Consider the following 23,188-nt stretch of genomic DNA (forward strand, 5'->3'; position numbering starts at 1 on the left):
GTTTGATGAGAGTCATGCGCTTCTGGCGTCAATGGATGCTGTGTTTCATGGTGATGTTTTTCAGCGCCCAGGCTGCTGCAGATGGCTGGAGCACCTTCAAAGGCCGCTTTATGAGCGGCGATGGACGTATCAGTGATACGGCCAACAATAATGTCAGCCATACCGAAGGTCAGGGTTATGGCATGCTGCTGGCCGTCGCGAACGACGACCGCACCACGTTTGATCTGCTGTGGAAGTGGACGCGCACTCATCTGCGTAATCCGCAAAACGATCTGTTCTACTGGCGTTACACGCCGGGTGCTTCAGACCCGATTGCCGACAAGAACAATGCCTCTGATGGCGATGTGCTGATTGCGTGGGCACTGCAGCGCGCAGGCCAAAAGTGGGGCGGTGATTATCAGTCAACTTCTGACCGTATTCAGCGCGCCATCGTCAAACAAAACGTGATCACGTTTGGCGGCCACACGTTGATGTTGCCAGGCGCACAGGGCTTCAATAAAAACAGCTATGTGGTGCTGAATCCCTCGTATTTCCTGTTTGCCGCCTGGCAGGAGTTTGCTGACCGCAGTCACCTGCGCGTGTGGAATAACCTGATCGATGACGGCATGGAACTGCTCGGTGATATGCATTTTGGCAAAACCGGTCTGCCGCTCGATTGGGTGGCGCTGAATGCCGATGGTTCAGTGGCACCGGCAGTGGGTTACTCCAATCGCTTTAGCTACGATGCGATTCGTATTCCGCTCAATATCTGGTGGTATGATCCGCAAAGCCTGCGTCTGGTGCCGTTCCAGCGCGTCTGGCAGGGCTATGGTCGCCAGACGACACCGGCCTGGTTTGATGTGCTCGCCAACACCCCTGCGCCATACAATATGGACGGCGGCTTGCTGGCGATTCGCGATCTGACCCTGAATCAAACCGGTTATCTCAGCGATCGTTTAGCGCCGGATCAGAACTACTTCTCCGCCAGCTTGCAGTTACTGACCTGGCTGGCGTATCAGGAAAAGCGTTAGATATTTCGCGATACATCGCGTTGTCAGCTCATAGCGCAGTTTTTGTAGCAGTGCTACGTACTACGCAATTGAAAGGGCCGCACTTCATCAGCGAAGTGCGGCTTTTTTTATTTGAAGTCCGCATACGGCTCAAGCGGTTGTGGTGGCATATCCATATCGCCATTCCAGCCGCCCATTGAATAACGCATGTAGATCAAGCCGTGACTCGGGGTGTAATCCTTGGCTTGCTGAATATCCATCGCGAGACCGACTGACCAGTGCGGCGTGATGCGTCGTTCTACCACTGCTTGCAGGGTGTAACCAAAACCGTTGCCGGAACTGCTGTCGGAGGTCGGGTTGGAAGCCAGCGTAAAGCCAGGATTGACCGGATAACGCTGCTGACCGTCGGTTTGCGATTGTGACCAGGAGACCGAGCCGCTCAGATCAAACGACCAGTTATCGGTGCGTTGACGATAAGTGACCGGCACCGCCAGCGAGAAGTACTGCTGCGGACTGTAATAGCCGCCCTGGCCAAAGGTGTAATCGCTCAGGTCTTTCTGGTAATGCCACAGCATGCTGTTAAGGCCCACGGTGGCGCGGCGATTGTCTTCGTTGATCAGCTTGTAGTAGTAACCGGCCATCAGGCGTTCACGGCTGTTGTCCGCCACGTTCTCACCGGTGATTTGATGGGCGCTGATATCGGCCCATACGCCATTCGCGCCGCCCTGATCATAACTCAGTCCCACCGAACCACCGGTTGCCACCACGCCGCCCCAGGTTTTACCGCCGTTGGCCGACGGATCGCGTGCACCGGCATAGGCCAGCAGCGAGCTGGAGATCGGTCGGCGTGAAGCGGTGAACGTCACGCCAATATCTTCCACGTCGGTTTTCCAGCTCAGACCGCCCACCCAGTTAGTGACTTCAAAGCCGAGCGGTGTGGTGCCGATATCGCCAGACCAGCGATCGTTATGCCAGCCAACGCCTATCGCCGTGCCTTCATCACGCTGGGTAAAGTCGCGGCTACAGCCACCGGAGTTATCATCATTACAGCTACCAAAGCGTTCGCTGTGGCTGCCATTGCTGGTAGAGAAAGTGCCCGTTGATACCAGAACATGATCGACGCGTAAAAAGCTGCGCCCGTCGGCCAGCGGTGTCTCCGCCTGCATCATGGTGGTATGCGCGGTGAAATCGGAGATACCGCCGGTGCCTTTATCGCGCGAATAATCCTGTTCGAGCGTGAAGGTGGTGTCCTGCTGACGATAGAGATCAGCGGCATCGCTGCGAATACCGCGCTTCAACCAGTCATCACTGGCGTCATTACGCGTCAGGCGGGTATAGCTGTCGTTATCCTGCGGCACGTCGCGGGTGATGCCGCTGGCGGCCATCGCCAGGCGATAATCCTGCTGCGCTGCATCCGGCTGTTGCTGCTGAGTTTCCAGACGTGCCGCATCGCGATAGACCAATGCTTTGCTTTGCGACGGGGCTTCTTTGGCGGCGCGCATTTTTAAATCATTGAACAGCTGCTGCGCATGCGCCGTATCGCCGCTGTTTTGCCATGCCAGCGCCACGCGGCGTCCGCTGTTGATATTTTGCTGCGCCACGCTGGCGGGTAAAGCCTGCAGCGCTGTGCGTGCTTCGTCTTTGCGCTTCAGGGCGATAAGGGCTTCGATACGGCCCAGTGCTGCATCATTGTTGGTTGCATCCTGCTGCAGTACGTGTTGGTAACTCGCCAGCGCCGATTTCGCGTCGCCGCGTTCCAGAGCCCAATCCGCCAGGGTGATATCACGTCGCGTCGAGGCCGGTTGCTGCTGCAACAGTGCCAGCGCGGCAGATTCATTGCCGTTGGCGCGCAGCTCACTGGCGCGGGCGTAGACTTTATCCTGCGTTAAGCGGCCCGCCAGCTCGTGCATATTGCTGTCCCAACGCGTTTCCGGCAGGCGATGCAGTGCCGCCAGTGCCGCATCATCCTGATCGCCGGACGAGAGCCACAGCGCCCAGGCATAGAGCGCGGCGGGTTCCTGCGCGTGCTGACGCACCATGGCATCCATCACCTGGGCGCCTTGTGCTTCTTCGCCACTGCTGCGTAGCGCACCGGCTAAACGATATGAGAGCCAGATATCGTTGGGGTTATCCTGCGCGGCCTGGCGATATTTCACCACCGCCTGATGCCATTGACCTTGCTGCGCCAGCGCATCCGCTTCAGCCCGCAGGCTGTCGCTGCGCAGTGAACGCAACGTCTCCGCCAGCGACCGCTGTTGCGCGGTGGGCAGGGCATTGATAAACGCCATCGCGCGAGCCGGTGACTGCTGCTGATACAGCGCTGCCAGTCGGCGCACGGCGGTGGTATTGCTGCGATCCAGGCGCAGCGCCTGTTGCCAGTACTGTTCTGCCTGCGCGTCGTTTTTGCGCGCCTGCGCGACATCACCGAGGCCAATCAATGCCCAGCTGTCACGGTTATCAATGGCCTGCGCACTGCGATACTGGTGTTCCGCACCGGCCACATCGCCTTTTTTTAGCGCGTCGTCACCGTTGTTGATCGCCAGCCAGTAGCGGTTGGTTTGCAACAGTGATTGCCACTTGCCAATCTGGGTGCTGGCCTGTCCGGCCTGAATCGCTTTCTGCAGCCAGCCGATCGCCGCTGCGCGGTTATTGGCTCGCGCCTGCGCCTGACCCATCGCGCCCATCAGTTCGGCATCATTCGGGTTGGCTTTCAGCGCGGCGCTGAGTGACGCGATGGCACCTGCGCCTCCACCAGCATCGACCAGCGCCAGCCCGCGCATGCGTTGACGATAAGCGGGATCGGCCAGCAGCTTCTGCTGTCGGGCCAGTTCTTCCTCGCCGCGCTGTTGCGCATCACCGGAAGTGAATACCTGCAGATACTGCTTCAGACTGGCAACCGTGCTGTCTGACACCGGCTGATTTTGAATCTGTTGCAGCCAGAGTTCGGAGGCGGCATCACGCCCGCCGTCACGATTGGCCAGACGACGCAGCTGCACCAGCGCCTCGCCTGGCTGATTGTTATCAAACGCCATGCGCGCCAGTTGCAGTTCAACCCCAATATTGCCGGGATAACGCGCTTCCAGCGCCTGCAACTGGCGATAAGCGGTGGGCTGCTGACCGGGTAAACGTGCCACCAGTCGCCAGTATTCCAGTTCAGTATTCACATCCGGGAACACGCCGTGGAACAAGGCATCCCAGGCCGTTTTCGCTTCTTCAACGCGACCCGCGGTGGCCAGCAAACGCGCCTGCTGCAGTTGCTGGCGCCCTTCAGCGCTCATCAGACGCAGGCCGGTTTCCGATTCACGCGTCGCCACGTCATTGGGCGCGACCTTCTTCAGTTCATCCAGCAGCGTCTGTGCTTTTGCCTGATCGCCCTGACGCAGTGCCATGCGAATTTGCGCTGCCAGCACCTGCGGATTATCAGGGTCGATTTTTTCCAGGCGATAAAGCGACTGCTGCACCAAATCATACTTGTTGGTGGATTCACCGGTGCGAATCTGCATCAGCAGCCAGGCCACTGGTGACACCTGAGGGCCCTCGGCAGCCATGCCGGAGCCCGCCAGGATAGTGGCAATCAGCAGACCGAGTGGCAGTTTATTCATCGTTTTCCAGCTCGGCCAGGCGGCGACGGCTCACCATGCGCATCAGGCGCCATGCCATCAGTGCAAACAGTATCACCACCACCACGGCACAAATCGCCAGCCACACCGGATGCGTTGCCAGCAGATTCCACAGGCGCTCCCACCATGGAAGATGGCCGACGAAGTAGGTATCGCCGACGCGCACGCTGGTGACGCCCGATTCTCGCACAACGGTGGCAGAACCGAACACGGCAGCGCGCTTGCCGCTATCGAGCAGGGCATTATTCAGCAGATCCCAGCCGCGCGGGCTGTCGGCCAGCAGCGCAACCACGCTGCGCTGATCGTTAAACGGCGACTGGAAGCTGACGATGGCACCCATCGGGCCGCGTGAGCGGATACCGGTCTGGCTCTCTACCGCACGATCGCTGGCGGACACCGGTACGTTCTGCGCGGTAATCGGGCGTGATGGCATGTTGATCCAGCTACGCGCCGCATCCGCCAGCAGGTTGATCTTTTTGTCATCCTGCAGATCCTGCGGAATGCCGCCGATCATGAGCAGGTCTGCGTCTTTATCTTTTGCCTGGTTCCAGTCATCGCTCATCTGCACGCGCAACGCCGGATAGCCGGTCTGGGCACCGATGGCGCCCAGTGCGTTCAGCATCGTGCTCACTTCACCGTTCACGGGCTTCGGCTGTACTAACACCAGCGTCTGCGCCAAATCGGCATAACGGCTGTAAGGGAAACCGGCGTTGGCGTATGCACCCAGTGAAGGCATTTCGATGTAGTGGCGATAGCCGGAGAAGTCGATGCTGGAGTTGTCATCGATCACCACATGGTGGCCCACCGCGGTGACGGTTTCGCAACGGCCGTCGGCGGTGCCACCAATAAAGGTGTTGGCGTAATCAAAGCTGAAGCGCAGTTGGTTGACCACGCCGAGGCGCAGCGCCGGGATGGTCAACTGGCGGTTGCTGTCCTGCAGGCCTTGCATCAGCGGAATGCGCATGATCTGCTGGCCTGCCGTGTCTTTCGGCGTCAGCGGGTAATCCTGCATGAATTGATTGTTCAGATGCACCGCCAGGCGCGAGCCATCTTGCTGGATCGGCGAGGTGTAGCGGTAAATCAGATCCATGTCGATGCCGCGTGCGCGGACCAGGAACAGGTCCGGCGGCAGGTTCAGCGTCAGACTGATCGGGTTCGGTTGCAAACCATCGGCCTGCAGCTGGTTCTGATACTGCGTCAGCTCGGCAAACGTGGTGCGGCGATCGGTGCGCACCCAGTTTGGCGCATCATAGGCCTGACGCGGTGCCAGCATTTTCACACTGTCGATGGTTGAGGTATCCCCGCGCAGCAGCAGTTCGCCTTGCGCAATACCTTCGACGGCGGTCAGCAAATCGTTGTCATCGCGGCCGAGAATCAGCAGCATTTTTTCGTAGGGATTGTCCGGCTGGCTCACCATTTCCACCGTGGGTTTCTCCACCGGTGGCAGATCTTTCAGGAAGTCCGGGCGATGATCGTTGGTGGCAAACACCACCGCATGCTGTTCTTTTGGTAACTGGTTATACAGGACCGGGAAGGATTGACCACGCCACTGTGCTTTGCTGCCGAACCACGAAGCCAGAATCCCTGCGGCACGCTGCTGCAGCAGGTTAGGCTGATTGCTGAACACCATCGGCAATTGCAGTGGGCGGCTGTCGCGGGCATCAAAGAACGGTTCCGGGAAGTGCGACAGGTCGTTCTTCAACGGCAGTTTTTGCAGCGTCAGGTCGAGTTTGCTCTCTTTACCGATATCCATCCAGATGGTGCTGTTGGCCGGGTTTTCACACACGTTGGCGTAGTGGCCCACCAGTTCAAGGCGCACGCGGTTAAAATCGCCAATAAAACGCGGATCGATCGGCAACTGAGTTTGATTTTCTTTGCCCAACTGATCGGCGGTCACGGTGACCAGTCCCACCAGCTCATCGTTGAGATAGACCTTGAGCTGCGACAGCGTCGGAATCAGCGCCGGTGAAGGGCGATAGCTGAGCGTCAGCATGGCGCGTGTCACCACTTCATCACTGCGCACGCCGAACTCAATCTGGCTGGTGGGCTCGGTGCCGCGCAGCGTCATGCTGCCCGGCGGCGGCGCGACCTGATTAAACAGCAGTTGGCTGTCGCGCAGCGGGGCATTGGCATCCAGCGGCTGGCTGACGACCGGCAGCGGTATCTGTGCACTGGCGCGCGGTGCTTCAGGGGCAGAAGGCTGCGGTGCGGCCTGTGCCAGCGTTGCAGTGCCCAGCAGCAGGGCAGTAAACCAGCTCAGTTTTCTCGTCATGGTCATATCATCAACTTATGAAAAATCGGTTTTGATTGCCGCAGGTGCGCGGCTAATGCCCTGCGGCAGCAGTGTTGCCAGCCAGCTCACCAGGGAAGTCAGTGCACGGAAAAGACGGCGCAGCGGAGCAGGGCCATACTCCGCCAGACGCAGGTAACCTTTGAAACCCAGCACCATAATATCGGCCAGACTTTGCACCGGTTTATCTTCAGGGAAGCCGTCTTGCCACAGTGCCCAGGTATCGGCGCGGGCGAAGGTGCACTGAATAAATTCAATATGCTGTTGGGTAGTGAGCTGATGCAGGCGAATACCGGCGCGTCGGCCAAATACGCGTTGTACCTGGCACGGGAAGCTGAATTCCTGCTGGCCACGGCGCAGCAGCAGCCACACGGGCTCATCCTCTTTTAGCGCATCCGCTTCACGCAGTTCGACGCCGACACCGCCATCGGAATAGTCGCGCAGGGTGCACGGCACCATATGGCCATCCTCACGCGCAATGGCGGCGGGCATGGCGATCTCCACACGGTGCGCTTCACGAATCTGGCGCGCTTCCACCGAAACCGCCACGGCACCGCCGAGAATAATCATGTTGTACACCACCCACACCAGGCTGACCCAGATGGTGAGCATCTCGTTGGCCGGGCCATACGCCATGCGCCAGAACGCCATGCCGATACCCGCGATATTCAACAGCACCAGCATCATATACGGCTTGGTGATCACCCAATCGAGATGGCGCTCTTCGACCAGGCCACCTTTGGCTGTGACGTTGAACTTGCCTTTGTGCGGGTTAAACAGCGCAACGGTGGTGGGGCGCGCGATATACCACGCCAGCACGGTTTCATACACTTCACTCCAGAACGAGTGACGCCAGCGTCCCTGAATGCGCGAGTTAGTCAGGCTGGTGTGCAGCATGTGCGGTAGCACATAGATGGCGATCGCCAGCGCCGGCGCGTAGATGATGTAGGCGTGGCATAGCAGAAACGCCAGCGGTGCCAGCAGGAAGATCAGACGTGGAATCCCGGCGAGGAAGTGCAGCATAGCGTTGGCGTAGCACAGGCGTTGCACCAGCTTTAAGCCTTTACCCATCAACGGGTTATCGAGACGGAAAATCTGCACCATGCCGCGTGCCCAGCGAATACGCTGGCCAATGTGCGCCGACAAACTTTCGGTGGCGAGGCCCGCCGCCTGCGGAATACGAATATAGGCAGAGGTGTAACCCTGACGATGCAGACGCAGCGAGGTGTGCGCATCTTCGGTTACGGTTTCCACCGCTATGCCGCCAATCTCATCCAGCGCGGCGCGGCGCAATACGGCGCAAGAGCCGCAGAAGAACGCCGCATCCCAGGTATCGTTACCGTCCTGCACCAGGCCGTAGAACAGCGAGCCTTCATTGGGTGTCTGGCGGAAGCGACCGAGGTTACGCTCGAACGGATCGGGCGAGAAGAAGTGGTGCGGCGTTTGTAGCATCGCAAGGCGGTGATCCTTCAGGAACCAGCCCATGGTCATCTGCAGGAAAGAGCGCGTCGGTACGTGGTCACAGTCAAAAATCGCCACGTAATCGCTGCGGCAGGCCACTTTCAATGCGTGATTGATGTTGCCGGCTTTGGCATGTTCATGGGTAGGGCGCATCACGTAATTGATGCCCACGCTGGCGGCAAATTCGCGAAACTCCTCGCGGCTGCCGTCATCCAGAAGATAGATGTTGAGCTTGTCCTGCGGCCAGTCGATGCCCATCGCGGCATAAATGGTTGGTTTCACCACGCTCAGCGGTTCGTTGTAGGTGGGCACCAGGATATCGACGCTGGGCCAGGAAGTGATCTCGGGTGGCATGGAGACCGGCTGGCGATTGAGTGGCCACAGCGTCTGGAAATAGCCCAGTACCAGCACCGTCCATGAGTAGGTTTCAGCGCCAATCAGCAGCAGACCGAATGTCAGACTCAGCGGATCGTCCCAGTTCAGGGTTTCAGTGTAGCGCCACCACAAATAACGACAGGAAATGGTGAGTGACAGCACAATCAGCATGATAGTAGAAAGGCGGCCCGGCACGCGGCGCACCATCATCGCCAGGCCCCACAGCAGCAGTACAAAGACAAATTGCGTGGTGATGCCAAATGGCTGTGAAATACACAACAGCGCCAGCAGGCTGGCGACAATCGCCGCGACCATAAACAGCAGCTGGCGTACACGCGGTGGTAGTTTCTGCAACTGCTGTTCGGTACGCAGATGAATGCCCGTTTTCGCTAGGTGCGCGGGAAGCGCTCCCAGCCACTGATAAAACTGCTGACGCCAGCGGAACAGGGGGCCAAACGCGTTAAACCGTTTACGCTCGCTGCGTGCGCTGTTGTCGAGCGGTAACACCAGCATCAGCCACAGGCTCTGCATGGCGTAACGCACAACGTCTAACGGGCGTGGGCGTAGCGGCGAGATTTGCGGATAGTATCGCTGACGCTGTTGCAGCAAGCGCTGCCAGCCGGGCATTTCCAGCCGCAGCAGCGACCAGGCGAGCACGCACCATAGCAGATGCAACATCACGGTTAAGTGGCCCGCGCCGTGCTGGCGCGCCACGCGGGCACGGCTTTGCAGCGCCTGCCAGGCCTGAGGTACCAGCAGCCAGCGCAACGGATTCACGCCGCACCGCCCGCAACGTTGAGCAATAGCCAGTTCGCCAGCGTATTGATTTCTTCGCTCGCCAGCGCATGAGGACGATATTCGCCCACCGGTTGTTTCATCATCAAGGCTTCTGCCAGTGCTTCATCGCGGTGAATCACCTGCGGAATCAGATTCTTTAGCGTGCGCAGCCACAGCTGATGCAGATCCTGTTGCAGCTGACTGTTGGCGTTGAATTGATTGATCAGAAACAGCGTGTGCGGCAAAAAACGCGGATGGTGCAACCGCAACTGGCAGTTAGCATCCAGCGATAGCACCTGCAGCAGGCGATCGGCATGGAGGGCGAAGGATCGTTGCCACGGCAGCAGATCCGCTGGAAGGTCGAGGATCACCCAGCGATAGTGTGATTTCAGGGCCGGCAACGCCTTCAGCAACGGCGTGGCGAACGAGGTGTCGGCGTTTTGCAGACTTGAGCACTGCTGAGAGGTTAATGCGCCAAACGGCAGGAAATCGAGACCGGTTTGATAGCGCTGCGCGCACTGCTGCCACGGCTGCTGTTCCAGCAGTGCGGGAACCCAGCCCTGGGTGTGATTGAGCGGCAAGTTAAAATGGGCAGCCAGTTGATTCGAATCAGAAAAGTCGATGACCAGCACCGACTCCTGTAAAGCATTGAGCGCCCAGCCAAGTGCCGCACTGAGTGATGTTGCGCCACAACCGCCGCGCAAACCTTGTAAGGCAATGACCGGCATTAGCGTTCAGGCTCCTGGTCGGCGGATAATTCACGCAGCAGCGGCCAGCGCGTCAGCAGACTATTCAGTCGCTCTTCGCGGGCAATATCAATGTAACGAAATGCCCTAAGGGAAAAGGCTTCGCTCAGGGTATTAATGTCATCCTGATCTTCAGTGGTAGACGCGATCAGCGAAAAGGCATTCTCTGTTTTCATTTCTTTTTGCCACCAAAAAACAGCAATGGATGAATTGTGGTTCTATTTTTTGTAAAGTTTAAACCCGGAAAAATGCGCAGACTATGTAAAAATCGATATCATTTGAGATAGCGCAGGTTTTAATTATTTCAGCAGTTCCAATCGTTGCCGTCTATATTAAACTAGCCTGGATTGTTCTGATCGCGAAACAAATATGAAAAATCGCTATGCGCTTGGCCTACAACAGGTTCAGCAGGAATTAGTTAACCTGCAAAATCCGGGGTTTTATTGGATTACCAGTCAGCGTCAGGAAGACGCGCGGGTACTGCTGCGTCAGGTGGTGAGCCATCAACAGGCGGCAACCCTGGTCAGTTCAGATGAGAAGCCTCAGTCTTTACTTACGCCGGACCCACTGACGGGCCCAGCGCGCATTCCCTTATTTTCGCTGCCGGCCAATAAAACCGGCCTGCAGCATCTGGAGAATGATTTCGCGCGTGTACTGAATAGCCGCAGTGGTTTAGTGCTGTTTTACAGCAATGCAGCGCTGTGGAGTAAATTATCCGAGGATGAACTCACGTTCTGGGTGAAACGCATGCGACGATTGTTAATCAAAAAACAAATCACGCTGCTACTGATCACTTCGGGGGCGTCAATTATTCATCTGCGTAATCATCTACAGCGTTATTTTCGCCAACTTGATGGTGTCGCACATTTAGAATTTCAACAGGATAGCTGGCAATATCGAATTAACTGGTGGTACTCCGCAGACAAATTACTGGCTGACCGTGCAATTCGATTGAGTTGTAATGAGAATCAATTCATTGCCATTAATGAAGTGGAACAAACTACGCCGCTTAGCCTCAATGATGAAAATCAGTTTCTGGCACAGGAAGGGGTGCTGGAAGGTGCGCCGCCGCTCTCCAGCCAGTGGCAACTGTTTAGCGACAATGAGAGCGTATTCTCGCGTGCCCAGCAGGCCAACGCTGCCACGGTCATTTTTAGCCTGGCCCATAACCAGGATATCAATGCCCTGGCAAAAATGGTCCATAGCTTGCGCCGCTCACGCGGTAACGCATTAAAGATTGTGGTGCGCGAAATTAGTACCAGTCTTAGGTATAGCGATGAGCGGTTATTGCTGGCGTGTGGTGTCAATGCCATCGTGCCCGGTGCACAAACGCTGTCACGCTTTCTCACCACGCTGGAAGGGATTCAGGGCCAGCAGTTTACGCGTCATGTTCCGGCCAACTTGCCCGCGCTGATGCAGGCATTACAGCCGCTGCAGCAAAAAGGGTATTTGCAGCTGGAGCCGTTCTGCGCGGCGGTACAGCAGCTGATGAGCAATACGCTGCTGCCGGAAAACGACAAGGGGCTGATGGCGGCATTGCGCCCGGTGCCGCAGCTGAAACCTGAGCAGATTCTGACGCTGTGTAAACCGCGTCGTTTTGGTGATTTGGTGACGCTGATTAACGATCGCATCTATCTGTTTCTATCATCCTGCCGCTTCAACGATTTGGATATCGCGTTGAAATCGATTTTCTCACTGCCGCACGATGAGTTGTTCAGTAATCGCGTGGTGTGGTTCGAGGACAACCAGATTTTGTCGGAAGTGCACAAGATTCGCCAACTGACACCCGTGGCGCAGCGTGAAGTGCCGGTGGTGCCGATTGAGGCCCCGCGGACGAATAAGGTGTCCGCTTCGGAGATGCGTGGGGCGCAAACCCCGCAGCCTATTATTCTCAATCTCGATGGAGATCGCCGCTGATGACACTGATGGATTGGGTGCAGGTGGCGATCCTGCTGTTATTAATTTTACTGTTCCTGAAATCGTTGTTTGTGCGCTGGTTACCGCGCAGTAGCACCAGCCTGCTGATGCGTCTGCTGCCACCGCGTGCGCTGAAGTCGGAAGGGCAGTGGCAACGCAAATCTGCTAAAACGGATACCAAACCGTAATGAGTAATAACAAACCTTCGACGCTGCACGCTTCGTGGTGGCGCGGTCTCGGCGGCTGGAATTTCTACTTCCTGATCAAATTTGGTCTGTTGTGGTACGGCTACCTTAATTTTCATGCGCTGAGCAATCTGGTGTTCCTGGCGTGGCTGCTGTTCCCGCTGCCGTCACGTCGTTTGCATCGTGTGCGTCACTGGGTATCCTTGCCGATTGGCTTTGCGCTGTTCTGGCATGACACCTGGCTGCCGGGGCTGGAATCGATCATGAGCCAGGGTAGCCAGGTCGCGGGCTTCTCCTCAGCTTATCTGCTCGATCTGCTGGAGCGCTTTATCAACTGGCAAATGATTGGCGCAGGCTTTGTGCTGCTGGTGATCTATATGTTCGTGGCGCAGTGGATCCGCGTCACGGTGCTGGTTTCTCTGATGCTGATCTGGCTTAACGTGCTGACCATTGCCGGACCGGCGATGAATCTGCTGCCAACCAAAGCGGCGACACCGGAAGTGGCATTGAATAACCCTCCAGCCGCGACCAAAGCACCGGAGGGACTGGACCAGTCTGCACCACCGACCAGTGCCAATCTGACCTCCTGGCTCAATCGTTTCTACGACAGTGAGCGCCAGCGCGCCACCCATTTTCCGGATGCGCTGCCCGCGGATTCTCAGCCGTTTGATATTTTAGTGATTAACATCTGTTCGCTGTCATGGTCGGACATGGATGTAGCACAATTGCGTGACCATCCGCTATGGAAGCATTTTGATATCCTGCTGGACAACTACAACTCTGCCACCGGCTACAGCGGTCCGGCAGGGATTCGTTTGCTGCGCGCCAGCTGCGGCCAGACTTCACACTCCAATCTGTATAAGGCCACCGACCAGCGCTGCTATCTGTTTGATAACCTGGCGAAGCTGGGCTTTAAGCAGGAACTGATGATGGATCATACCGGCGTGTTTGGTAACTATCTCAAAGAGCTGCGTGAAGAGGGCAATTTGCAGGCACCGCTGATGTCACAAGCGGGAATTGCGCCAGAATTGACCTCCTTTGATGGTTCGCCAGTGTTCAATGACGGGCAATTGATGCAGCGCTGGCTCGACGATCGGACTAAAAGCAGCGATGCGCGCAGTGCCACCTTCTACAACCTGATTCCGTTGCATGACGGCACGCGCGAGTTGGGCAGCACGCGCACCGCTGACTGGCAGCCGCGCGCTAAAATGCTGTTTGATCAGCTGGATACATTCCTGACCAATCTGGAGAAATCAGGACGCCGCGTGATGGTGCTGGTGGTACCGGAGCACGGTGCTGCGCTGCAGGGCGATAAAATGCAGATGTCCGGTCTGCGTGATATTCCCAGCCCGAGCATTACGCATGTGCCGGTGGGCATTAAGTTTGTCGGGATGAAAGCGCCACACCAGGGACAGCCGTTGAGCATTGATACACCAACCAGTCTGCTGGCGATTTCCGAGATCATTTCCCGCGTGGTGGATGGTCAGGTGTTTAACGCGCCGAACGTCAATATGTCGGTGTTAGCGGATAATTTGCCGCAATCACCGGTGGTGTCCGAGAATGATAATGCGGTGGTGATGATGTATCAGGGCAAACCCTGGATTCGCCTGAACGGCGGCGATTGGGTGCCCTATCCGCAATAATCTCTCAATGGCGGTGCAGCAGGTTGCACCGCCAAATTCGGTGCACAATTCCTAATCACCGATTTATCTCGTGTTTCCCGCCTCTTTTCGACTTTATCCCGGCGCAAATCAAGGCTGACCTGCGATATACTCGCTGCGCATTTCATCTATACCCGTCATTCTTCAAGTTGCAGGTGCGTTGGCTGTGCTCATTTACCCCAGTCACTTACCTGAGTAAGCTCCTGGGGATTCATTCCCTTGCCGCCTGCCTGCACCTTGAATAATTTAGGGTATTCATAGTCGATTTAAGTGGTCGGGAGAGGGTTTTGTTGCGCGTCAGTCGCTCGTTAACGATAAAACAGATGGCAACGGTGTCCGCCGTGGCGATGGTGACCATCAGCATCTTTATCGTCATCCAGTTATTCCACTTTGTGCAGCAGCGCAGAATCGATTACGCCCAGCAGATGGAAAATATCGCCCATACGGTGCGCCAGCCGTTGTCGGAGGCGGTGCTGAAAGGGGATATTCCGCAAGCCGAACGCATCCTGAATACGCTGAAACCGGCGGGCATTCTGTCGCGCGCCGATGTGGTATTGCCGAATGCGTTTCAGGCGCTGCACGCCGATTTTGTGCCGGAAAAACCGGTACCGCGCTTCGTGGCACGTCTGTTTGAACTGCCGGTGCAAATCACGCTGCCGCTTTATTCGGTAGAGCGTACTGGGCTGCCGAAGCCTATCGCCTATCTGGTGCTGCAGGCCGACTCTTCTCGGGTATACCAGTTCCTGCTCAGCACGCTCTCGACCATGATCACCACCTATTTGCTGCTGGCGCTGATACTTTCGGTGTCGATTAGCTGGTGTATCAATCGCCTGATCGTCCATCCTTTGAGAAGTTTGTCGCGTGATTTGCAGGAGTTGCCACCGCAGGCCATTCTCACGCACAAGCTCGACCTGCCGCATAATCATCGCGACGATGAAATCGGCATGCTGATCCGCAGCTACAACCGCAATCAGCAGGTGCTGGAGTCGATTCATGATGAAATGAGTCGCATGACCACCCATTTTGCTGTCACCGATCTGCCTAACCGCGCCCTGTTCCTCGCGTTGCTGGATCAGCACGCCAGCCATCGCCATAGCCGTCAGCCATGGGGATTGATGGTGATCCGTATCGAAACACTGCAGGAAGCCAACGGCGTACTGAGTGATGAGCAGCGCGATACGCTGATGCTGACGCTGGTAGAGAAAATTCGCAGCACCGTTGACGATCACACGTTACTGGCACAAACCGGGCCGAGCGATTTCGCGCTGCTGATGAAGCGCGCGCACAACCCGTTCCGCGCCATGCGTCTGGCGCGCAACCTGATGATTCGCATTAACCAGCCGGTGAACCTGCATCAACTTCAGCTGCGTCCAAACGCCAGTATTGGCCTGGCGCTGCATGATGACAGTGTCGTCAGTGCCAGCGAGCAACTCGACCGCGCGACCTCGGCAATGATGTCGGCGCGTCATCAGGGCAAAAACCAGATTCTGTTCTTTGATCCGGCGCTGACTGAGCGGGCGCAAAAACGCCTGACGCAGGAGCACGATATCCTGCAGGGGTTGCAGGATGGTCAATTTGCACTTTATCTGCAGCCGCAAATCAATATGCAAACCGGTGAGCTGGCGGGCGCGGAAGCGCTATTGCGTATGCGTATGCCGGATGGCAGCTATGGTTTGTCAGAAGAGTTTATCGCCAGCGCGGAAGAGATTGGGGTGATTTCCGCGATTGGGCGCTGGGTGTTTGAAGAAGCCTGCCGCATCCTTGCCGCGTGGCAGAAGCTCGGCATCAATATTCCGCTGAGCGTCAATATATCGGCAGTTCAGTTGCGTGACCCCAGCATGGTGAGCCATTTGCAAGGCTTGCTGGAGCGCCATCGTATTGCACCCGGCAATTTCGTGCTGGAAATTACCGAAACCGCGCAGATTGGCGATGCCGAGCAAGCGATTTCGCTGCTGCGTTCACTGCAGCAAACCGGCGTGGCCGTGGCGCTGGATGATTTTGGCATGGGTTACTCCAATCTCAATTACCTGCATCAGTTTAAAGCGCTGCCGGTAAACAAGCTGAAGATGGATCGCAGTTTTGTCGCGGCGCTACCGGATGATGACACCATGGTGCGTATTGTCGCGGCGATTGCGGACATCATTCATCTGGATGTTATTGCTGAAGGCGTGGAAACCGATGAGCAGCGAGACTGGCTGCTGGCACGCGGAATTACTATAGGGCAAGGCTACTTATACGCTGAAGCGCTCCCTCTTAACGTCTTCAACCAACGCTGGCTTGACAGCTCGTCACATCCTGAATAATCACATTGTTTATTGATTTTCCTCACGAAATTGCAGTCATATAGTTTGCTGAAGCGTTTCAGTTCATAGTTAGAGTTTTGTAACTTTTGTAAGGAATGTAAGGGTATATTAATCCTGTTATCGGAGTGTTATTTTCCCGCAATCGGTAAGGTTTTTCGCTTCCAGGCGGCTTGCCGCATGCGTTCTCCATAATAACGGCGGTGAATTCCGTCTATACCTGGACACCTGTTATGAAACTGTTCAAAAGCCTCTACTTCCAGGTGCTGGTTGCCATCGGCATCGGCGTCCTGTTAGGCCACTACTATCCTGAGTTAGGCGCGCAAATGAAGCCGCTTGGCGATGGTTTCGTTAAGCTGATCAAGATGATCATCGCCCCCGTGATTTTCTGTACGGTGGTGACCGGTATTGCCGGCATGGAGAGCATGAAAGCAGTTGGACGGACTGGCGCAGTTGCGCTGCTCTACTTTGAAATTGTCAGCACCATCGCACTGATTATTGGCCTGGTCGTGGTTAATGTGGTGCAGCCGGGCGCGGGGATGAACGTTGATCCCGCGACTTTGGATGCCAAAGCCGTGGCGGTTTACGCCCAACAGGCGCAAGAACAGGGTGTTGTTGCCTTCTTGCTTGATATTATCCCGGGTAGCGTGATCGGTGCCTTTGCCAGCGGTAATATCCTGCAAGTGCTGCTGTTCGCCATTCTGTTTGGTTTTGCCCTGCATCGTCTGGGTAACGCCGGTACTGTGATGTTCAACGTCATTGAGAGCTTCTCCAAAGTGATCTTCGGCGTTATCAATATGATTATGCGCCTTGCGCCGATCGGTGCCTTCGGTGCCATGGCGTTTACCATTGGTAAATACGGCGTGGGCTCACTGGTGCAACTCGGTCAGCTGATCATCTGCTTCTACATCACCTGCGTGCTGTTTGTGGTGGTGGTGTTAGGTTTGATTGCACGCTGGGCCGGCTTCAACATCTTCAAATTTGTTGCCTACATCAAAGAAGAGCTGCTGATCGTGCTGGGTACCTCTTCATCTGAATCTGCGCTGCCGCGCATGCTGGATAAGATGGAGAAGCTGGGTTGTAAGAAATCGGTGGTGGGTCTCGTTATTCCAACGGGATACTCTTTTAACCTTGATGGCACCTCGATTTACCTGACCATGGCGGCGGTATTCATTGCCCAGGCCACCAATGCGCACATGGATATCTTCCACCAGATCACGTTGTTAGTGGTGCTGCTGCTCTCCTCAAAAGGCGCAGCGGGCGTGACCGGCAGTGGCTTTATCGTGCTGGCGGCCACCTTGTCTGCAGTCGGACATTTGCCGGTAGCGGGTCTGGCGCTGATTCTGGGTATCGACCGCTTTATGTCCGAAGCGCGTGCATTGACCAACCTGGTGGGTAACGGCGTGGCGACGGTTGTCGTGGCGAAGTGGGTCGGTCAGCTGGATGAGAAGCAGATGAAAGCGACGCTTTCTTCAGCGAAAAAGGTCAATAACGCCTCACAAACCAGCGTCTGATCGTCTATTTGCGTTAATTTCCCGAGAAATGCCCGCTGTCGCTTGCCCTGACAGCGGGCATTTGCATAATAAACCCCATTGATTTTTTTCCCGATTTTTTACCTCGTTGCGCGACATCCTGACCTTCCTGTGGTCAAAGAGTCTGTTCTTCATTAAACGTGGCGGCTATGGGCCGCGCCGGTCACCAAAGATGTGACCGTACATGTCGCGATAACGAGCGTTGATCTGTTTATGTAGGGGTTCACATGCAGGGCACCAGAATTCGACTTTTGGTTGGCGGATTAATCCTTGCGGCATCCGGCTTTGGCGCGCACGCCGAGACACTCCAGCCCGATCCCGCGTGGCAGGAAGGCAAACTGGACAATGGTTTTAGCTGGCAGTTACTCACCACGCCACAACGTCCAAGCGATCGTATTGAATTACGTCTGATTGTTAACACCGGTTCACTGGTGGAGAGCGCTCAGCAAACCGGTTTCAGCCATCTGATACCGCGTCTGGCAATGGTGCACAACACCGCGCTGGATACCAATCAACAGCGTTCACTGTGGCAGCAAGCCATGGATCCGCAACGCCCGTTGCCGCCAGCGATCTCATCGTACGATTACACCCAATATAACCTGAGCTTGCCCATCAACCGCCCGGAGCTGCTGAAAGAAGCGCTGAACTGGCTGGCGGCGACCGCAGGGAAAATGACCATCAATGAGCAGGTGGTATCAACCGCGCTGACCGCGACCGATCCGATTGCCACCTGGCCGCCAAATACCCAGGATGTCTGGTGGCGCTATCGCCTGAAGGGTTCAGCGATGCTGGCTCACGATCCGGGCGAGCAGCCGCGCGCGCCGGTGGATATTGCACAGCTCAACAGCTTCTATCAGCAGTGGTACACGCCGGATGGCATGACCCTGTATGTGGTGGGCAACGTTGACAGCCGCAGCATGGCAGAACAAATCAACAAAACCTTCTCCGCACTGAAGGGGAAACGGGTTGCGCCCGCAGCGCTGCCTACGCTCTCTCCTTTGCCACATCAGCCTGTCAACCTGGTGAATGGCGGGATGAGTCAGGATCGCCTGTCTCTGGTGTGGGATACGCCGTGGCAACCGATTCGTGACTCACAGAACTTACAGCACTATTGGCAGAGCGATTTGGCGCGTGAAGCGCTGTTCTGGCATGTGCAACGCGCGCTGGCGGACAGCAAAGCACAGAGCGTGCAGGTGGGCTTTGATTGCCGCGTGCTTTACCAGCGTGCGCAGTGTTCCATCAACATGGACAGCCCGAACGCATCGCTGGCGCAGAACATGAACCAGGTGGCGAAAGAACTGGCGGCAGTACGTGATAAAGGGTTACCGCAGGATGAGTTTGATGCGCTGATGGCGCAGAAGCTGCTGGAACTGAATAAGCTGTTCGCCACCTATGCGCGCACAGATACCGATATCTTGATGGGGCAGCGTCTGCGCTCGCAGCAAAATGCGGTGGTGGATATCGCGCCGGAGCAGTATCAAAAGCTGCGTCAGGCGTTTCTCAGTGGGTTGACGCGTGACCAGCTGAATCAGGAATTGCGCCAGCAGCTGACGCAGGAACTGACGATGGTGCTGATTCAACCCCAAGGTGAAGCTGAGACCAACGTGAAGATGCTGCAGGACGACTGGGATAAAGTGATGAAGGTACCGGATGCGCCTGCGGCACCGGCGGCTTCTGATGAAGCTAAACCGGAAAGTAACGGCAGCGCGAGCGCGGCCGACCCGGCTCAACCCTCGTCATGACGCAGGATTTATCATTCATGGCCGAGTCATAAAGTCTTATGATTCATGGCATATGAGATCGCCAAAAAAATTTGAGTAGCAGCACAAAAGTGCCTTGAGGCGCTTTTGAACATCACATCCATGCAGCCACGTCGCTGCGTTTCAGGGCATGAATTATCCCTGAAATAATTTGAGCCGCATTAAGGCGGCAAGTATGTTCATCGCCAGTCACTGACTTAAGCCGGTGACTGGGGTGACTGCGTGCAGCCAGCGCCGCTGCGGTTCGAATTATGAAGGGGATTATGTCTTAGCGCGTAGCCATTCGGTGACCAGCATCGGCCAACTGGCGAGGGGCAGATCCGCGACGCCGCGAATGCCAAATCCATGGCCGCCTTTCTGATAAAAGTGAATTTCCACCGGCACCTTGTGCTCACGCAGGGCGCTGAAAAACACCATGCTGTTGTTTACCGAAACCGCGTCATCATCGCTAGCGTGAATCAGCAGCGTGGGCGGTGTCTGCGCATGTACGCGCGTTTCCATGGAATACGCATCAATCAACCTCTGATCCGGCCATGCGCCGAGCAGGCGAGTGCGCGAGCTTTCGTGTGCCAGACCGTCGCGCATGCTGATCACCGGGTAGAGTAGCACCATGGCATCTGGACGTGGCGAGAAGCTGTCGGCCTGATCCTGCACTGGATAAATTTTCTCACCAAAGCGCGTCCCCAGGCTGGCAGCCACGTGCCCACCCGCTGAGAAGCCCATCATCACAATGTATTTGCCGTTCATGCCGCGCTGCGCACGATCGCGCAACACGCGCACCGCACGTTGTGCATCGGCCAGTGGGGCATCGGGACCTTCGTGATGGCCATCGTAAGGCAGGCGATAAGTCATCACTGCCAGCGTATACCCCATCGATGTGAAGAACGTGGCGAGGGCACTGCCTTCACGGTCAATCAGCACTCGCTGATAGCCGCCGCCGGGCGCCACCAGCAGCGTAATGCCGTTGGAGGTTTCCGGGTGCCAGATTGCCATTTCAGGGCAACGCACGCCGGTCGCGGCGCGGTCATAAGGTTCGTACTCTTTGGCGAGATCGACGATTTGCGGTTGAGCGCGCGAATCACTCGCGCCTGGCGCATCACCGTGTGGCCAGATATTAATGATTTCTGTGTGCATAAATCAGTCCTGAGCGAGTCGTGTTGTCATTATTTTGTTCGCGGCCGGATTAACAGCGTCCTGCTGTTGTTGATTAAAACATGGTCTGTTTTCGCGCTGGCGTCCAGCCGAAAACCCACCATTTCTGCAGTTTCGGACTATGCCTGGCGGCCCGATTTCTGTCCGTAATCTATTGAATTTAAATTGATATGGTAAGGGTTACTAAACTGGCGTAGGCGGATATGAGCCAAAGATGGATCGCTGGCGAGGTTAGTTAAAATTCACAGTGTAATCTCGGGATTTAAGGCAAATTATCCTGTGCATTGTGTAAGTCGTGATTATCAAATCAACAGCGGCAAAGTGAACGATTGGCGCCATGCATCGTGCCAACGGATATCCAGCGGCGCCACGCGTCGTGCCTGAAATAGCGCCGCTGGGAAATGTTGAGGGGAGGGTTATTGCGGCATAGCGCTTAAAGGGATAATGGCTCCGCGATGCTGGATCACCGTGCTGGCGGTGAGATGACCGCGCGCGGCCGCATCTACTGCCCTCCCTCCGGCTAAACGTACAGCCAGATAACCGGCGCTGAAAGAGTCGCCTGCGGCAGTGGTGTCGATCACCTTCTCTTTTGCCAGCTTGATGGCGGGCACTTCACGCAGCGGCTCATCGCCTATCGCCACTAAACAGGAATCGGCACCGCGTTTGATGGCAATTTCCTGCACACCGGCTTCGCGCGTGCGTGCAATCACTGCGTCCAGCGGCTGTTCACCCCACAGCAGGTGCTCATCATCCAGCGTCAGGAAGGCGATATCGGTGTGATGCAGCATCTCGGCATAAGCCTGTTGCGCGCTGGATTTGTCTGCCCACAGACGTGGACGATAATTGTTATCGAAAATGACCTTGCCACCGTTTTGGCGACAGGCGCTGAGCAGTGCCATCAGTTTCTCTCGGCTGGTGGCCGGCAGAATCGCCAGGCTTATACCGCTGAGATAGAGGTAATCGTAGTGGGCCAACTGGGCGCAAATCGCGTCAGACTCTGGGCCATCCAGCCAGAAGCGCGCAGCGGCATCATTGCGCCAATACCAGAAGGTGCGCTCGCCGTGTTCGTCGGTTTCAATGAAATAGAGGCCCGGCATTTTATTGTCGAGGCGCTGAATGAGCTGGGTGTGAACCTGCTCCTGCTGCCAGGCAGCGATCATCTGGTCACTGAAACTGTCGGTGCCCAGCGCGGTGACATAGTCCACCCGCAACTGCTGGCTATCTGACTGGCGTGCCAGATAAACCGCCGTGTTTAGCGTGTCGCCGCCAAAACCACGTTTGATGTTCTCACCTTTTTCGGACAGCTCAATCATGCATTCGCCAATGATGGCAATGTTCTTCTGCGTCATGGTCTTCGGCCTGTAGTGAATTCTGCCCTCGAGTCTCGCGTCTGGTATGGCAGCTGTCAATGGTTTTTAAAACGATGTTTTAATTTAACTTAAGGTGCCTGCACCCACTTTCCACGGCGATTTAACGGACAAAGCGCCGCTTGTTTTGCCGATTAAGCCTGAAACGCGCTGATACACTCAACTGCTCGTGAGGTGGCTGAGACCAATAAAGTTATCGTGTTACTCGCCGATACTTGCCGCTGAGAAACAATTTGCAGGCACCCACCACCTACCAGGAAAAAACCATGGTGATGAACAATTTAAGTCATCGGCTGCCTATTTCAATTGAACTGGAGCAACAACAGGAAACGCGTTTCTTCTGGCAGCAGTGCCAACGATTCTATACTTTCCAGCCGATTTACCAGGTCTCCGGCCGTTTACTGGCTATTGAATTACTGACTGCGGTGACACACCCCTCCGCACCAGAGAAAAGGTTGTCGCCCGAAACCTATTTTGATGCGCTGACTATCGCGCAGCGCCTTGATGTCGTCGAGGAACAGCTTGAGCTGTTATTACAGTGGTCACACTTTTTCAGTCAGCGTCAGCTGGTGGCCTCGGTGAATATTGATGGTCCGACGCTGTTAGCCATTGAGCAGCATGACGATATCCGCCAGTTGATTACGCAACTCCCCTGGGTGCGATTTGAACTCACGGAGCACCACGCATTGCCGCAGGAAGAGATGGTGGCGAAGATGCCTGAACTGGGCCCGCTGTGGCTTGATGACTTTGGATCCGGCATGGCAAACTTCTCTGCGCTGACTGAGCTGCGCTATGACTACATTAAACTGTCGCGCGAACTGTTCATGCTGCTGCGCTCTACCGATGAAGGCCGCTCGCTGTTCTCCATGCTACTGGCGTTGATCAATCGCTATTGCAACGGCGTTATTGTTGAAGGCGTGGAGACCGAAGAGGAGTGGCAGCAGGTACGCAATTCACCTGCAATGGCGGCACAAGGCTATTTCTTCTCGCGGCCTGTTCCCTTCAGCACGCTGGAATCCCTGGCGCTCGAGCTTCCCTGATCCCGATTCGCAACGT

The 23,188-nt window shown here is 56.2% G+C and carries 15 protein-coding genes; 8 read left to right on the top strand and 7 right to left on the bottom strand.

The genetic code is table 11. The features are described 5' to 3' along the window. Positions 1-5: 5 nt before the first annotated feature. Positions 6-1,010, top strand: a complete 1,005-nt coding sequence (locus FD737_RS09495) for a glycosyl hydrolase family 8 (RefSeq protein WP_160833357.1) — start codon at positions 6-8, stop codon at positions 1,008-1,010. A 107-nt stretch (positions 1,011-1,117) separates the two neighbouring features. Here FD737_RS09495 and bcsC read toward each other — a convergent pair whose 3' ends face one another. From bcsC to bcsR, 5 genes are read right to left on the bottom strand one after another with little or no spacing between them, the layout of a single operon-like run. Next, on the bottom strand, positions 1,118-4,591 hold the full coding sequence (gene bcsC, locus FD737_RS09500; protein WP_160833358.1) for a cellulose synthase complex outer membrane protein BcsC: 3,474 nt from the start codon (positions 4,589-4,591) through the stop codon (positions 1,118-1,120). Further along, positions 4,584-6,887 (bottom strand): cellulose biosynthesis cyclic di-GMP-binding regulatory protein BcsB, encoded by a 2,304-nt coding sequence (bcsB, locus tag FD737_RS09505; protein WP_160833359.1) that lies wholly within the window; start codon positions 6,885-6,887, stop codon positions 4,584-4,586. Before bcsB ends, bcsC begins: the two co-directional genes overlap by 8 nt. Positions 6,888-6,896: 9 nt before the next feature. After that, a complete protein-coding gene (bcsA, locus tag FD737_RS09510) occupies positions 6,897-9,512 on the bottom strand; it encodes a UDP-forming cellulose synthase catalytic subunit (protein ID WP_160833360.1) in 2,616 nt (871 codons plus the stop codon). Then, positions 9,509-10,240, bottom strand: a complete 732-nt coding sequence (gene bcsQ, locus FD737_RS09515) for a cellulose biosynthesis protein BcsQ (protein WP_160833361.1) — start codon at positions 10,238-10,240, stop codon at positions 9,509-9,511. The genes bcsA and bcsQ overlap by 4 nt, the downstream gene beginning before the upstream one ends. Then, positions 10,240-10,434 carry a cellulose biosynthesis protein BcsR gene (gene bcsR / locus FD737_RS09520; RefSeq protein ID WP_160833362.1) on the bottom strand — a complete coding sequence of 65 codons (195 nt, stop codon included), beginning with the start codon at positions 10,432-10,434 and terminating at the stop codon, positions 10,240-10,242. The genes bcsQ and bcsR overlap by 1 nt, the downstream gene beginning before the upstream one ends. Positions 10,435-10,627: 193 nt before the next feature. Here bcsR and bcsE point away from each other — a divergent pair, with 193 nt between their 5' ends. The 6 genes from bcsE to FD737_RS09550 all read left to right on the top strand — a co-directional run bounded on the left by bcsE (position 10,628) and on the right by FD737_RS09550 (position 19,595). Next, on the top strand, positions 10,628-12,175 hold the full coding sequence (gene bcsE / locus FD737_RS09525) for a cellulose biosynthesis protein BcsE (protein WP_160833363.1): 1,548 nt from the start codon (positions 10,628-10,630) through the stop codon (positions 12,173-12,175). Next, positions 12,175-12,363, top strand: coding sequence for a cellulose biosynthesis protein BcsF (gene bcsF, locus FD737_RS09530; RefSeq protein ID WP_038643825.1), 189 nt, complete (start codon positions 12,175-12,177; stop codon positions 12,361-12,363). The genes bcsE and bcsF overlap by 1 nt, the downstream gene beginning before the upstream one ends. Continuing rightward, positions 12,363-14,003, top strand: coding sequence for a cellulose biosynthesis protein BcsG (bcsG, locus tag FD737_RS09535; RefSeq protein ID WP_097118499.1), 1,641 nt, complete (start codon positions 12,363-12,365; stop codon positions 14,001-14,003). Before bcsF ends, bcsG begins: the two co-directional genes overlap by 1 nt. Before the next feature lie 308 nt (positions 14,004-14,311). Next, complete coding sequence (gene hmsP / locus FD737_RS09540) at positions 14,312-16,324, top strand: biofilm formation regulator HmsP (RefSeq protein ID WP_182057602.1); 2,013 nt, start codon at positions 14,312-14,314, stop codon at positions 16,322-16,324. A 230-nt stretch (positions 16,325-16,554) separates the two neighbouring features. After that, the gene (locus tag FD737_RS09545; protein ID WP_034827821.1) at positions 16,555-17,835 is read left to right on the top strand and encodes a dicarboxylate/amino acid:cation symporter; all 1,281 of its coding nucleotides are present in this window, start codon (positions 16,555-16,557) and stop codon (positions 17,833-17,835) included. Between the two features lie 245 nt (positions 17,836-18,080). Next, complete coding sequence (locus FD737_RS09550; RefSeq protein WP_160833364.1) at positions 18,081-19,595, top strand: pitrilysin family protein; 1,515 nt, start codon at positions 18,081-18,083, stop codon at positions 19,593-19,595. A 279-nt stretch (positions 19,596-19,874) separates the two neighbouring features. On the opposite strand, the gene FD737_RS09555 is transcribed toward FD737_RS09550, so the two are convergent. Then, positions 19,875-20,747 carry an alpha/beta hydrolase gene (locus FD737_RS09555; RefSeq protein ID WP_034827823.1) on the bottom strand — a complete coding sequence of 291 codons (873 nt, stop codon included), beginning with the start codon at positions 20,745-20,747 and terminating at the stop codon, positions 19,875-19,877. A gap of 434 nt (positions 20,748-21,181) precedes the next feature. Then, positions 21,182-22,114, bottom strand: a complete 933-nt coding sequence (locus FD737_RS09560) for a sugar kinase (protein ID WP_097118503.1) — start codon at positions 22,112-22,114, stop codon at positions 21,182-21,184. A 284-nt stretch (positions 22,115-22,398) separates the two neighbouring features. On the opposite strand from FD737_RS09560, the gene pdeH reads away from it, so the two are divergent. After that, a complete protein-coding gene (gene pdeH, locus FD737_RS09565; RefSeq protein ID WP_038643818.1) occupies positions 22,399-23,172 on the top strand; it encodes a cyclic-guanylate-specific phosphodiesterase in 774 nt (257 codons plus the stop codon). The last annotated feature ends 16 nt before the right edge of the window (positions 23,173-23,188 follow it).

The sequence above is a fragment of the Pantoea sp. Seng genome (genome assembly GCF_009829935.1).
In the GTDB taxonomy this organism is placed as follows: Bacteria; Pseudomonadota; Gammaproteobacteria; order Enterobacterales; family Enterobacteriaceae; genus Pantoea; species Pantoea communis.

Excerpts from the sequence above, each read along its gene's own strand:
- FD737_RS09495 (WP_160833357.1), top strand. The coding sequence starts at position 6 with ATGAGAGTCATGCGCTTCTGGCGTCAATGGATGCTGTGTTTCATGGTG.
- bcsC (WP_160833358.1), bottom strand. The coding sequence starts at position 4,591 with ATGAATAAACTGCCACTCGGTCTGCTGATTGCCACTATCCTGGCGGGC.
- bcsB (WP_160833359.1), bottom strand. The coding sequence starts at position 6,887 with ATGACCATGACGAGAAAACTGAGCTGGTTTACTGCCCTGCTGCTGGGC.
- bcsQ (WP_160833361.1), bottom strand. The coding sequence starts at position 10,240 with ATGCCGGTCATTGCCTTACAAGGTTTGCGCGGCGGTTGTGGCGCAACA.
- bcsR (WP_160833362.1), bottom strand. The coding sequence starts at position 10,434 with ATGAAAACAGAGAATGCCTTTTCGCTGATCGCGTCTACCACTGAAGAT.
- bcsE (WP_160833363.1), top strand. The coding sequence starts at position 10,628 with ATGAAAAATCGCTATGCGCTTGGCCTACAACAGGTTCAGCAGGAATTA.
- bcsF (WP_038643825.1), top strand. The coding sequence starts at position 12,175 with ATGACACTGATGGATTGGGTGCAGGTGGCGATCCTGCTGTTATTAATT.
- bcsG (WP_097118499.1), top strand. The coding sequence starts at position 12,363 with ATGAGTAATAACAAACCTTCGACGCTGCACGCTTCGTGGTGGCGCGGT.
- FD737_RS09545 (WP_034827821.1), top strand. The coding sequence starts at position 16,555 with ATGAAACTGTTCAAAAGCCTCTACTTCCAGGTGCTGGTTGCCATCGGC.
- FD737_RS09550 (WP_160833364.1), top strand. The coding sequence starts at position 18,081 with ATGCAGGGCACCAGAATTCGACTTTTGGTTGGCGGATTAATCCTTGCG.
- FD737_RS09555 (WP_034827823.1), bottom strand. The coding sequence starts at position 20,747 with ATGCACACAGAAATCATTAATATCTGGCCACACGGTGATGCGCCAGGC.
- FD737_RS09560 (WP_097118503.1), bottom strand. The coding sequence starts at position 22,114 with ATGACGCAGAAGAACATTGCCATCATTGGCGAATGCATGATTGAGCTG.
- pdeH (WP_038643818.1), top strand. The coding sequence starts at position 22,399 with ATGGTGATGAACAATTTAAGTCATCGGCTGCCTATTTCAATTGAACTG.